The organism is Candidatus Desulfofervidus auxilii (assembly GCF_001577525.1).
In the GTDB taxonomy this organism is placed as follows: domain Bacteria; phylum Desulfobacterota; class Desulfofervidia; order Desulfofervidales; family Desulfofervidaceae; genus Desulfofervidus; species Desulfofervidus auxilii.
In genome coordinates this window covers 1,829,441-1,841,523 of record NZ_CP013015.1, presented here as the reverse complement: position 1 = coordinate 1,841,523, position 12,083 = coordinate 1,829,441, and the positions used below count along the sequence as shown (strand labels likewise).

The window sequence follows — 12,083 nt, the reverse complement described above, 5'->3', positions numbered from 1 at the left end:
AAATGGAGCAACAGAAAAGGCACCCTATTTTAAGTTTCTTATTTAAACTCTCTATATTTGCTTTTATATTTCTTTTGGGCTTTGGCTTAGCTAAACGTTATTTTGGAGAAGAAGGAATTGGAGGAAAAAACATTGGTGTAATTGAAATTAAGGGGATTATTAAAACAGCTCAATTTAATTTAGAACAACTAGTGAAATTTAGAAAAAATAGCCAAATCAAAGCAGTCCTGTTAAGAATCGATTCTCCTGGTGGGGCAGTAGTCCCCTCACAGGAATTGTATATGGAGATTTTAAAACTCCGTCAGCAAAAACCCGTAGTGGCCTCATTGGGAAATGTGGCTGCCTCTGGGGGATATTATATTGCCTCAGCAGCAAGCAAAATAGTGGCTGCACCAGGAACCCTAACCGGAAGTATAGGAGTAAAAATAGAGTTTGCTAACATAGAACAACTCTTAAAAAAATTGGGTATACAACCAACGGTGATAAAGAGCGTGCCTTATAAAGATATAGGTTCACCTATAAGAGAAATGACCAAAGAGGAAAGAATTATGTTAGAAAAGTTAGTCAAAAATATACATTCACAATTTGTAAAAGATATTGCTAAGGGGAGAAATTTGCCTGTAGAACGGGTGGAATCCATCGCAAATGGCTCTATTTTTACCGGACAAGAGGCCAAAAAACTAGGGCTGGTAGATCAATTAGGAAATTTTGAGGATGCCATAAGATTAGCAGTTAAATTGGGTAAGATAAAGGAAGAGCCCAGGCTGTTTTATCCTAAAAAAAAGACTCCCTGGATGAAATTATTAACTGAGAGCTTATTTGAAACATTAAGTGAATACATTCAACAAACGAAAATTATATATTGAGGAGAGAAAGATGCTGAAAAAAGACTTAGTAGAAGAATTAAGAAAAAAATTTCCTCAGTTTCACAAAAAAGACATGGAAATGTTTATAGATATGTTATTTGATGTATTAAAACAGGGAATAAAATCAGGGCGCGTTGAATTAAGGGGATTTGGCGTGTTTACATCTAAGATTAAGGCTTCCCGACAGATTCAACATCCCAAAACAAAGAAAATTATTAAAACTACCCCTCACCGCGGAGTGAGATTTAAACCTAGTTTTGAAGTGCCTTTAGATGCGTTGGGCAAAAAATAAAAACACTCCTCCCTATTCAGCGAACGGGTGAAATGAAGGGTTGGTCAAAAAAGCAAATTTGCTTCTCAATCAATGGTTAGCCACGTAAAAGTGAAGGATATTTACAATTTATTCATACGAATAGAATTTGAGTTATACTTTCTTAAAAGTGGACAAAGATTTTAAAAAACAACATTCATGACGCTATCTCAATAATTAAGAGGTAAAAATGAAAAAGATGTCACTTTATTTTTTCACATTTTTATTTATGTTATGTACTTTTTCTTTAACCTCTTTAGCTCAAGACATTGTGGTCTTGTCTCAGATTGAGCGATTAACTTTTACAGCAATGAAATTTGCTAGAACAGATGAATTTACAGTCTCTTTCGACGTTGCGTTGTCTCAAGCCCTCCGCAACGGTGATATTACTCAAGCTGAGTATCGGGAACTATTTAAATATTCAAACTTGAAATATTCTAATTATCTCCAGGCCGCAAGGCATTTGGCAATTAAAGCAGAAAAAGAAAAGAACCGTCTTCGAGGATCAGAAGAGAGTATAACAGCGAATCTTCTCATTGCAAAAACATATATTGAGATAGCTAGAGTTTTTCCAACCCCACCTGAACCTTTTATTCCAAAAAAATTATGGTCAGCTCCAGCACAAGCAGTGCGTTTTCTAGAAGAGTCATCGCAATCACTAGGCTTTTATCAGTGGGGAGGAGCGCCAAGGTATACTATTGCTCTTTTTAATTTCCATATTGCTTTAGGATTTGATGAATTGCGCTCTTTAAATCTTCCACCATTGTCTTTAAAAACTGGTGAGGTAACGTATTCACAAAGACAGCTTTATAATGCGGCAAAAGATCACCTGGAATCGGCAGTCTCGATCACCTCGGGAAAAGGAATGATTAGACAACACGAATTTTATAGACTTATTTTAGAAACCTTTAAAAAAGGTGGTGTGCATGCTTTTCGACCACCCATTGTTGAATGGGGAACGATAAGAAATCCAAACACTGGCCTGATCGATGCTAATAATCCTTGGAATCGTAGAATAAACAGCATTTATAATGAAGCTAAGAAAAAAGCAGCGGAAAGCACTCTTGATTCAAAATCATTTCGAATCGCTAGGATTCTCATTAGGGCATTTACTCCCAAATGGTTAAATATTGGCATCTCACTTTTTCAAGAATTAGGGAGATAGAAGGAGTAAATGTAATCACCTACAGATTAGTAAGAATCTTTACCTTTACATATCAAAAGGTCGCGGGGTCGACCACGCTAAGGTATTGATAAGTAAAGAAACCATCCCCAAAAGGAGAATTGGAGATCAGGTCTTGTATTATGAATTTTAAACGATGCCCACAACCGTCAGATAACAGGTGAGCCTGTCGAGGGGCCTGAAAGGATTCTGGCCTCGACATTTGACAAATGAGAAAAATAACAGGAGGGTTAAATTAAAGCCTAACAAGGTGCTCCACTTGTCCGGTAGCCTAGCGGCCCGCCTGCTAACGCCTGAGCGTAGCGATGGCGGGCAGGCAGCTTAGGCAGGCGGGTATGTCCAAGTTGCCGCAGGATTTCCCTAGAGGTAAAATCAAAGAAAAAAGATTTTTTTAATCAAGAAAAATAATTGCCTTTCTACCCACAGACAGACCTCTTCAGGTTGACAAAACTGGGTTGATTGGCATAGTGTGGTTCAACATTGATGCGTGAATGCTACAAATTGAATTCTTCAATTAGCTAATTCTATTAATAATTACTAAAATTAGGAATCAATGATTTTAATTGGCGGACGACCTCAGCACTAAAACCAGATGAGGCGGTCATAAATAGTTCTTTAACTGTACCTTGAAATGTAAGTTTACCTTTTTCTAAAATAAAAAGATTTTCAGCCAATTTGAATGCCTCAATAGGATCATGAGTAACATGAATGATAGTTAGCGAAAAAGCCTTCTTTATTCTTTTAAGAAAATCTATAAGATTCATTTTTAAATGAAAATCAAGTGAAGCTAAAGGTTCATCTAATAAAAGCACCTTTGGGCGGGCAGCTATTGCTCGAGCCAAAGCCACTCTTTGTTGTTCTCCTCCACTGAGGCTTGAAGGGTAGCGATTGAGAAAAGGAGTAACCTGAAATTTATCTATAATTTCTGTTACATATCTTTTATCAACTGAAATATGTCTGGCTTTAAAGGTATAAATTATGTTTTGGTATACTGTTTTGTGAGGAAAAAGGGCAAGAGTTTGGGGAAGATAGACTACTTCTCTTTTTTCTGGTGGCAAAAATGCTATTTCTTTATCTCTCCATTGAATAGAAGCCATATCTGGCCGCATCAGTCCGGCGATGATTTTAAGGGTCAGGCTCTTACCAGCTCCACTGGGTCCAAGAATAAGACTGTAACTGGGTATAGAAACAGTAAAATTCACATCTAAATTAAAACCTGATAAAGACTTTCTTAACTTAACGGAGAGCATGATTTCTAGAAAGAGATAAAAGAATAACAAAGATAAATAGAGAGAAAAAAACCACTAAGGCAGTTACTGGAAGGGCAGCCTCAAGACCAAATTGTTCAAAACGCTCATACATCAGAATAGGAGCAGTCTTAGGATAATAAGCAAGGATAAGTAAAGCTCCAACTTCACTTATGGAACGAGCAAACGCTAAAATCGCTCCTCTTACAATGGCAGATAAGGCCAAAGGGAAAGTAATATGCCAAAAAGTATAGGCCATAGAAGCACCCAAGTTGCGGGAGACCCATTCAAGCGTCTGGTCTACTCCATTAAAACCTATTGAGGCTGAAACAATCACGTAGGAAATGCTAACAAAGACCAGGGCCATAATTACACCATAAATGGTATCTACAAAGGTAATATGAAAATAAGCAAAAATACTGCCAAGGTGAGTTTTTTCATTTAAAAGACAAAGTAAGGCAATCCCCACAGCAACATGGGGAATCACAATAGGAAGGTTGGCTATTCCTTCAATAATACGCTTTCCTTTAAAATCATACCGACTCAACAAATAGGCTAGGGGCACACCTAGGATGCAACCCAGAACCGTAGCTAGGGAGGCTCCTATAAATGAGGTCAGCAATGCTTGCCAGACCTCTCGGTCATAAATGGTCTTAACTAGCTCCTTGGCTGTTAAGGTGACAAATATATCCAGAATTGGAATCACAATAAGGCCTATACATAAAATCCCCAAAATAAAAAAAGAAAATCTTAACAATTTAGTCATGGGTTATTTCCTCAGCAGGAAAGATGGGGGTTTGAAAACATCTTTTCAGAATTTCTGCCCCTTTTTCACTAGTTACAAAATTCTCCCAGAGTCTTGCTTCTTTTGGATGTTTGGCCGTTTTTAAAGAAGCAATACCATAAACAATAGGTTTCCCTTGCAAGACCTTGCCATTAGCCAACTTAACCCTCACTTTGACATAAAACGCTTTATGCTTTAAATTGCTTAGATTGATTTGGGCCGGAAGGTTGAGATAAGGCAACTTATGCTGTTCGGCCACACTTTTATATTCAAAGGCGTAATCAATAGCCCCACTCTCTAGGAGACCTAGTAGTTCTACTGATTTAGAACGAACAAAAATCTTGCAGTCCTTGGTAGTTAAGTTCACGGGTGGGACAATTAAAATACCTGCATTTGTTTCATGCCAGTGGATATCACTGAGTTTCTCCAAAAGAACCTGAAGTAAATCAGGTTGATGGTAATAAATGGAACTCAGGGCTATAGTCATCAAGGTGCGATAACCACAAGGATCATCATTAGGGTTGGCAAATGCCCATTTTACATTTGGCCTACCTAAAATTTGATACCAATTTTGGGTATTGATTTCTCTCCTATAAAGAGATTTATTAGTATAACAAAGGACAATTTCGTTTCTGGCAAACAACTTGACATGGTCAGTATAAGCAGGAAACATCATTTTGGGAATAATATCATAATCTGCTACGGCAATAACATCACAGGGCTTATGTAAATCTATTACCTTGCGCACTGCTAATACACTGCCGCTTGCTTCGCGGCGAACATCAATAGAAGGATATTTTGCCTCAAAGACTCTTTCCATTTTATCAAAAGGAACTGCTAAACTTCCGGCATGAAAGACATTTAGAATAACCCTCTCATCTCCTCTAACAAGGGATGAAAAGAGTAAGAATAAAAGAGTTATAAGAAAATAAAACCATTTCATTACCTTTTTCCCATTTTTTATTTTAAAAATACTTAAATTATATTAAAAAAGAAAGCAAGAAGATTTTTTTAGGATTATTCAGAAAATTAGGGTAATAAAGGAAAATAAAATGGAAAAACAAAGAAGGAGTGACAAAATGCTAGGATCCACTATTGTTATGGCCCTACTGGCTTTGGTGTTGATTTATGTAGGTTACCGCAAGGGGAACGGAGCACATATTTTGGGATTAAAAACAGGTCTTCTTTTTATGGTGGAAATTTTGCCTTTGTTATTTGTTTCCTTTTTGGTAGCTGGGTTAATTCAAGTAATGGTACCCCAGGAGATTATCTCCAGGTGGATCGGTGAAGAATCGGGCACCAAGGGTATATTACTTGCTGCTGTAGCAGGATTTCTTATTCCTGGGGGACCTTATGTGGTATTACCTATTCTGGCTGGTCTGCTTCAACAAGGAATAAGTATAGGTAGTGCCATGGCCTTTTATACAGCCAAATTTTTGTGTGGATTAACCCGTTTACCTATAGAATTCAGTATTTTAGGCTGGGAGTTTATTATCATACGTATTGTTATCACTTCAATCATTCCTATTTTGACAGGAATAATAGCAGAAAAATTTTTTGGCGGCTTTTTTTGAAACTCCAAAATCCTTATTTTAATTAGAAAAACCCCTTAAGACTGTCTGCCCCCAAGAGAGGGTAGGATACTGCCTTAATATTTCTGCATTTTCTCTATTGGTGGTAAATTGAACGAAATCTACATTCTCAAATACATCTTTAAGTCCAGGATTCCTCTCTGCTACAGGATCTTTATTGCTTTAGAGAAATTTTCCGGCAATCTTGCAGGATCTTTCCTTATATTCTCCCAGAGAAGTTCTTCAGAAATATCAAAGTCGTGATATATAGCGTTTTTGGCTTCCTTCTTTGCTTCTTCTTCAGTCAATCCATCGGCAAGTGCTTCTTTATATGCATTCTCAAATTCCATCTTCCATTTGTCACTTATCCTCTTATAGAAAAGAAGAACGAGGATAAAGGTATAATCGACTCGTGTTCTTATAAGGTCTGCTGCCGCCTTGAGAAGCCCTTCAAGGTCGCCTCTTGTTAATTGTTTGCCTGCAAGTGATAGTTTCTCGGATATTAGTTTCTTACAAAGCATTTTCTCTTTTTCCTTTAATTATTAAGCTTACCATCTTTGCGCCTAGCAGTGCAAGGCTAAGCCCTTTCAGGGTGGCCAAAGCCGGTCTTGATGGCACTTCGCAATCTGCTTTTTAAGTAGAGTTGGGTAAAGGAATAAAATGTCTTAATATGGAAACTTTAACATGGCCATGTTTTAGGTGAAGCTATGTTTTTAAAAATTTGTTTTATTTTGCTCCATTTGTCCGCCTGCCGTCGGGCAGGCCTGCCTGACGGAAGTGGGTTTTTTTAGAACAATCACGGATTTTGGAGTACAATTCAAAAATTTCTCAGAGCCTTGCTTTCTGGTAAAACTAAAATGCTGTTATGGTAAACAAATAGATGTAAAGCAAGATTTTGATTGAGAGGGAGCTCTTTTGAAACAAATATATTAAGATGAAGGGTGGTGGGTGGAAGAAAATTTCTTTTTGTCTTATCATTTTCTTATTTTGCTAAAATAATAAGATTGTGTTATTAATTTTAGCATCTTATGAAACCAATTATTTTGGGAACCGCTGGCCATATTGACCATGGGAAGACTGCTCTGATCAGAGCTTTAACAGGCATAGATACAGACCGTTTAAAAGAGGAAAAGGAGCGAGGAATTACCATTGAGTTGGGATTTGCTTTTTTGACCTTACCCAGTGGGCAGTTAGTAGGCATCGTAGATGTGCCAGGTCATGAACGATTTGTTCACCACATGGTGGCTGGGGCAGGAGGGATGGATTTAGTGGCCTTAGTTATAGCTGCTGATGAGGGAGTAATGCCCCAAACCAGAGAACATTTAGACATATGTTCTTTATTAAAAGTAAGGCATGGGTTGGTAGTCATTACCAAAATAGACCTGGTGGATACAGAATGGCTTGAGCTGGTGGAAGAAGACATAAAAGGATTTTTAAAGGGCACTTTCTTAGAAAAATCACCTATAATCAAAGTGTCCTCGGTTACTAAGGAAGGTATTCCCGAACTTATCACTGCTTTAGAAAAATTGGTAACCCAGGTGGAACCCAAATCAACTGCCAGTCTCTTCCGACTCCCTATTGACCGTGTATTTACCATAAAGGGTTTTGGAACAGTGGTGACTGGTACTACTATAGGAGGCTCTGTGAAGATTGGAGATTCACTGGTAGTTTATCCCCAAAAGAAAAAAACGCGGGTGAGAAATTTGCAAGTCCATCATCAAACTGTAACTACAGCCTTTGCTGGCCAGCGAACAGCAGTCAATCTTCAAGGTTTGGAAAAAGAAGAAATACAAAGAGGCAATGTCTTAGCTCCCTCTGATAGTCTGCTTCCTACTTTTATGTTGGATGGCACTTTGGAAATCTTATCTAGTGTTTCTAAACCATTGAAAAACCGCACTCTGGTGCGTCTCCACCTTCATACTGCTGAAATCCTGGCTTATGCCATCTTACTGGATAAAGAAGAAATAAAACCAGGTGAAACAGGCTATGTGCAATTTCGGTTGAGACAACCAACAGTTGCCTTACCTGGGGATCGCTTTGTCATTCGCTCTTATTCACCTATATTTACCCTTGGCGGAGGTGCTATTTTGCATCCTGCTCCAGTTAAACATAAAAGATTTCGTCCTCAAGTAATTGAAGATTTAAAGGCTTTAGAAACAGGCAACTTAGAGAAAGCTATTCTTTGCCATCTCAACCAAGCAGGATACAAAGGGATTTCGCGGCAAACTATCAGAATTTTTACTAACAATTTTTCAGAAACCTTAGACCATACTCTAGAAACATTGCAAAAAAAACAACGGATATATCTCATCAATAAAGATACTCATCACTATATTCACAGACGGTATATAGAAGAGATTTCTAAAAAAATGGTCTCTTTTTTAAACACATTTCATGCTACCCATCCTCTTCTGCTAGGTATCTCCAAAGATGAGTTAAAGAGCAAACTATTACCATTTATTCGTGATGAATTATTTGGCTTTGTTCTTCATTATTTAGAAGGAAAACACATCATCGTCATAGAACAAAATCTGGTGCGATTAAGTAGTCATACCATTCGTTTAAATAAAGAAGAACAAATATTAAAAGAGAAAATTTATCATGTTTTACATACTGCCCAGTATAGCCCACCCTCCCCTCAGGAATTGGCCAAGATGCTAAAAACCAACCCAGAAAAAATAATGCATCTTCTGCGGCTGTTAACAGAAGAAGGGAAAATAATTAGAATCAAGGAGGATTTTTATTTTGATACTACTTTATTAAATACTTTGAAAGAAAAATTAACTACTTATTTAAAAACACACCAGGGTATCACACCTGCTGAATTTAAAAACCTCACTCATGCTTCCAGGAAATACAACATTCCTCTTTTAGAATATTTTGACCATATAAAACTGACCCTTAGAGTAGGTGATAAGAGGGTATTAAGATAGCTACCCGAAATCTGTAGTAACTTTAAAAGGAAACCCACAAAAATAATTGTCCTCCTTATAGTAGGTTCACTTGGTGGCTCATCTCTTCTAGCACCAAATCTCTTTAATATCTCCTAAAGTCTCTACTAAAACTACGGGATGACCATAGAGGAGTTTAAACTCATTGCTTAGTCTCTTTAAATGAGGGTTTTAATATCTGTTAAAAAACAAATTATTTCCTGACTTTGACGGAGTCCTGCTTCCAAAGCAGATTTTACACACCTTATTTTGTATGATGATAGGAGATAATAGATTACTTTCAATAATTTAATTGGATTTTTCACTTATTACTTCATAAATAAGCAGATACTGATGCACAATTCTTAAACTCTTATTTCCTTCTGTCATATTCTTAAGTTTTTGTTCTTGTTCGGTAACAACTACTATTTCTTTAAGCCATAAATTGTTGAAAGTTAATAGGTCTACTATCTTTTTACCAATAGGCTCTATATAACCATTCATCCTTACATCCCTTACTTGTATTGCCAAAAATCCCCCTATGTTTAGGGCTGACAATTTTTGTTGTACAACGTTTTTTATCTCTTTTAAAAAGCACTCAATATCTGACTTCGAAGGATTATAGCCTAAAAAGGGTGATTTTATAAATAGGAGGTTAAACTTATTTTTGTTTTTTCTGCTTATAAATAACTCATTTTTATATGGAGCAACAAATGTTGAAATTAAGTATCCATTCTTATTGGCATATCTCTCAATGACGTTTTTATTTAATTGCTCTTCAAGCTCTGCTTTAGGAAATATCCATACTGTTGTCGTCTCAAATTTGTTCAACTTTCTTTTTATGGAAGGCTTTTTAATGTGAGAAAGGACCAAACCGTAGCTTGCCTGTTCTTCTTTTATAACTGTAGAAGTAGATAATTTTGGTTTTTCAAAGATTGGTAAGTACTCATGGGCTAAAAGCAGGAAGTTATATTTTATACTTTTTTCATACCAAAATCCGGTAGTCTTACAATTATGTTGGCGTTTGATGACCAATTCTTTTAATTTAAACCCTTCATTCAAAAATACATTAATTGTCTGAAATCCTATGGGAATTACATGTTTTTTCTTTCTTGTATCACCTATCAATATGGCACACTTACTCCCTGGCTTAAGAACACGATAACTTTCACGGGCTACCTTCCCCATTTCTTCAAGAAACTCTTTGATAGAAAGTCTAGATAAGTCCCCTTCAACCTTTGAGCTGTAACTTATTATCCCTGCATATGGTGGATGGGCACAAATTAGGTCAATTTCATTATTCCCTATATCTGATAAACATCTTGCATCACCTATAGAGACATCGGGTTCATAAGTAGGGTAAGGCTCCTTTTTAAAGGGTTTTTCAGGGACCTTAAAGTTTAAGTTTTCTAAGGTTAATCCTATACAAGCAGGGTTAATGTCTCTTGCAATACATTTGCGCCCTAACAGCTTTACCTCTACTGCTGTAGTACCACTCCCCACAAAGTAATCTAAAACTGTCTCTCCGGGTTTGGAGTATTTTAGTATCACATTTCGTGGAATGTAAGGAGACCAATTCCCTCGGTACCTTCCGTCGTGAGTTGCCCAATCACCCCTACGTTTAAAACTCCACACAGTTGTGGTTTCTTCTTTAAAGTCCTTAGGTGCCCAATATTTTATATTCTTTGGTCTTTTAAGAACTGAAATATTAACTCCATATCTTTCTGTTATTATTTTTTCAATCTGCTTAAAGGTAACGTTAAATATCATTCCAATTTCTGGGTCTGGCATTCCGCTTTCTTTGGCCTTTAATACCGCCCTTTCAAATTCCTCATCGCCATGTAATTTCCTTATATGTTCCCCAAGATTTCCTTTTAATCTCTTCTTGCAAATAGGACAGACTACTTCCTTATTTGCATTTGATATAACGGCCTTCTTTTTCATTATGTCCTTTTATACTCCATCCGAAGCCAAAGTGTAAGATCTGGGTTATTATTTAAGAACAACCCTAATATTCCTTAACATTTTAAAGTTGACTACCCAGTCCATTTCTTTCATTGCCCTTAATAAGGGTTCTTTCATTTTGTGCCATGCTGGTCCATCTGTAACCCATAGAAATTCCACTCCACATTGTTTGGCTACTCTAGACATTTCTGGATAACTTTCTGCTATTGATATTGGTTTACTCCCTGATACATTATAAAAATTGCATTCTATAACCAATAGCGGCTTATTACCTTCATAAACCACAATATCATGTGTTTTTGCCTTGCCATATCTCTTTGCTAGCTTTTTATATAGAGAAAAATTGGGGTCATTGTTAACAATGCTATACCTTGAATGTAGTAACCTTCTGACCTTTTCTTGAACCATATTTTGAAAAATATCCCCACTCCTATTTTTGCGGGCATTGGAATCTAGCCCAGTTTCTACACCTACCAAATAATCGTGAACATCCTTTATCTGTCCAAATAGGTCTATAATTCCCGTTTTATCACAAAATTTAGATATTTTAGATATTATATCATCATTTACCTGTGAAGGGTGAAAGTCGAAATCTATAAAGTCATCAAATTCTGGGTCATATATGTCTATTTTCCCACTCTTGGTTCTTTCGGCTATCAGCATGGGTATAACCTCAATAATTCGTGGATATTCTGCTAATAATCTTTTTAAATGCATTATCCTTTGTTCTCTTTTTAATCTAGTAAGTGAATTTATAAGGGAAACTTCATTCAAATATTTTTGGACAGAAGCTTTAACTTTAGCCCAATCAACAAAATATTCGTAGGTTTTATTAGTAGGCAATAATGTATTAAAAAAGTGTTCTATATACTCACCAAAGCTTTTAAAGCCAAATTCTTTATATCTCATTTAAGAATCGTATTTCATTAAGTTTTTAAATATAGCATCTCCCTTGCTGCATTACCATCCCCTAGCATTCTTACAATCTCTTCTATCCTCTCATCTCCCTTTAGCACCTTTACCCTTGTAACTGTCCTTTTATCCTCCATCTCCTTTTTAACAAAAAAGGGCCTGTCTGCAAAGGCTGCAATCTACTCAGTCTCACCTGTGATTATGTTTAGGTGAGGGCAAAAATTTATGTTTAGCTCATCTATCATGGCTATGTCTTTTATCTTTAGTAAGGCAGGATATAGAAAAGTTTAATAAAAATAAGGGAATTTTCAATGA

The 12,083-nt window shown here is 36.6% G+C and carries 12 protein-coding genes; 5 read left to right on the top strand and 7 right to left on the bottom strand.

What is annotated here, in order from left to right; genetic code table 11:
- Positions 1-2 precede the first annotated feature (2 nt).
- The 3 genes from sppA to HS1_RS09215 all read left to right on the top strand — a co-directional run bounded on the left by sppA (position 3) and on the right by HS1_RS09215 (position 2,341).
- Positions 3-866, top strand: coding sequence for a signal peptide peptidase SppA (gene sppA / locus HS1_RS09225; protein WP_156469439.1), 864 nt, complete (start codon positions 3-5; stop codon positions 864-866).
- A gap of 10 nt (positions 867-876) precedes the next feature.
- Positions 877-1,158, top strand: coding sequence for an HU family DNA-binding protein (locus HS1_RS09220; protein WP_066064326.1), 282 nt, complete (start codon positions 877-879; stop codon positions 1,156-1,158).
- Between the two features lie 208 nt (positions 1,159-1,366).
- On the top strand, positions 1,367-2,341 hold the full coding sequence (locus HS1_RS09215) for a hypothetical protein (protein ID WP_066064325.1): 975 nt from the start codon (positions 1,367-1,369) through the stop codon (positions 2,339-2,341).
- 545 nt (positions 2,342-2,886) lie between these two features.
- Here the strand turns inward: HS1_RS09215 and HS1_RS09210 are convergent.
- Genes HS1_RS09210 through wtpA form a run of 3 tightly spaced genes read right to left on the bottom strand, consistent with a single transcriptional unit; the run spans position 2,887 to position 5,333 of the window.
- Entirely contained in the window at positions 2,887-3,609 is a 723-nt protein-coding gene (locus tag HS1_RS09210) for an ATP-binding cassette domain-containing protein (protein ID WP_066064322.1), read from the bottom strand.
- Entirely contained in the window at positions 3,596-4,372 is a 777-nt protein-coding gene (locus HS1_RS09205) for an ABC transporter permease (RefSeq protein WP_066064319.1), read from the bottom strand. The genes HS1_RS09210 and HS1_RS09205 overlap by 14 nt, the downstream gene beginning before the upstream one ends.
- A complete protein-coding gene (gene wtpA, locus HS1_RS09200) occupies positions 4,365-5,333 on the bottom strand; it encodes a tungstate ABC transporter substrate-binding protein WtpA (protein WP_066064317.1) in 969 nt (322 codons plus the stop codon). The genes HS1_RS09205 and wtpA overlap by 8 nt, the downstream gene beginning before the upstream one ends.
- A 136-nt stretch (positions 5,334-5,469) precedes the next feature.
- Here wtpA and HS1_RS09195 point away from each other — a divergent pair, with 136 nt between their 5' ends.
- The gene (locus HS1_RS09195) at positions 5,470-5,964 is read left to right on the top strand and encodes a permease (protein ID WP_172793673.1); all 495 of its coding nucleotides are present in this window, start codon (positions 5,470-5,472) and stop codon (positions 5,962-5,964) included.
- Positions 5,965-6,125: 161 nt separating this feature from the next.
- Here the strand turns inward: HS1_RS09195 and HS1_RS09190 are convergent, their stop codons facing one another.
- The gene (locus HS1_RS09190; RefSeq protein WP_066064310.1) at positions 6,126-6,482 is read right to left on the bottom strand and encodes a type I restriction-modification system subunit M N-terminal domain-containing protein; all 357 of its coding nucleotides are present in this window, start codon (positions 6,480-6,482) and stop codon (positions 6,126-6,128) included.
- Between the two features lie 507 nt (positions 6,483-6,989).
- On the opposite strand from HS1_RS09190, the gene selB reads away from it, so the two are divergent.
- Positions 6,990-8,894: a selenocysteine-specific translation elongation factor gene (gene selB, locus HS1_RS09185; RefSeq protein WP_066064307.1), complete on the top strand. Its 1,905-nt coding sequence runs from the start codon at positions 6,990-6,992 to the stop codon at positions 8,892-8,894.
- Positions 8,895-9,200: 306 nt separating this feature from the next.
- Here the strand turns inward: selB and HS1_RS12885 are convergent, their stop codons facing one another.
- The 3 genes from HS1_RS12885 to HS1_RS13780 are packed head-to-tail and all read right to left on the bottom strand — an operon-like array spanning position 9,201 to position 11,905.
- Complete coding sequence (locus HS1_RS12885; RefSeq protein ID WP_082757760.1) at positions 9,201-10,835, bottom strand: DNA methyltransferase; 1,635 nt, start codon at positions 10,833-10,835, stop codon at positions 9,201-9,203.
- Positions 10,836-10,883: 48 nt separating this feature from the next.
- The gene (locus tag HS1_RS09175; protein ID WP_066064302.1) at positions 10,884-11,765 is read right to left on the bottom strand and encodes a DpnII family type II restriction endonuclease; all 882 of its coding nucleotides are present in this window, start codon (positions 11,763-11,765) and stop codon (positions 10,884-10,886) included.
- Positions 11,766-11,782: 17 nt separating this feature from the next.
- Positions 11,783-11,905: a hypothetical protein gene (locus tag HS1_RS13780; protein WP_281178293.1), complete on the bottom strand. Its 123-nt coding sequence runs from the start codon at positions 11,903-11,905 to the stop codon at positions 11,783-11,785.
- Positions 11,906-12,083 lie beyond the last annotated feature (178 nt).

What these genes read in the sequence shown, in the direction of transcription:
- HS1_RS09190 (WP_066064310.1), bottom strand. Translation starts at nt 6,482, where the DNA reads ATGCTTTGTAAGAAACTAATATCCGAGAAACTATCACTTGCAGGCAAA.
- HS1_RS13780 (WP_281178293.1), bottom strand. Translation starts at nt 11,905, where the DNA reads ATGGAGGATAAAAGGACAGTTACAAGGGTAAAGGTGCTAAAGGGAGAT.
- HS1_RS09215 (WP_066064325.1), top strand. Translation starts at nt 1,367, where the DNA reads ATGAAAAAGATGTCACTTTATTTTTTCACATTTTTATTTATGTTATGT.
- HS1_RS09205 (WP_066064319.1), bottom strand. Translation starts at nt 4,372, where the DNA reads ATGACTAAATTGTTAAGATTTTCTTTTTTTATTTTGGGGATTTTATGT.
- HS1_RS09195 (WP_172793673.1), top strand. Translation starts at nt 5,470, where the DNA reads ATGCTAGGATCCACTATTGTTATGGCCCTACTGGCTTTGGTGTTGATT.
- HS1_RS09210 (WP_066064322.1), bottom strand. Translation starts at nt 3,609, where the DNA reads ATGCTCTCCGTTAAGTTAAGAAAGTCTTTATCAGGTTTTAATTTAGAT.
- HS1_RS09220 (WP_066064326.1), top strand. Translation starts at nt 877, where the DNA reads ATGCTGAAAAAAGACTTAGTAGAAGAATTAAGAAAAAAATTTCCTCAG.
- selB (WP_066064307.1), top strand. Translation starts at nt 6,990, where the DNA reads ATGAAACCAATTATTTTGGGAACCGCTGGCCATATTGACCATGGGAAG.
- HS1_RS09175 (WP_066064302.1), bottom strand. Translation starts at nt 11,765, where the DNA reads ATGAGATATAAAGAATTTGGCTTTAAAAGCTTTGGTGAGTATATAGAA.
- HS1_RS12885 (WP_082757760.1), bottom strand. Translation starts at nt 10,835, where the DNA reads ATGAAAAAGAAGGCCGTTATATCAAATGCAAATAAGGAAGTAGTCTGT.
- sppA (WP_156469439.1), top strand. Translation starts at nt 3, where the DNA reads ATGGAGCAACAGAAAAGGCACCCTATTTTAAGTTTCTTATTTAAACTC.
- wtpA (WP_066064317.1), bottom strand. Translation starts at nt 5,333, where the DNA reads ATGAAATGGTTTTATTTTCTTATAACTCTTTTATTCTTACTCTTTTCA.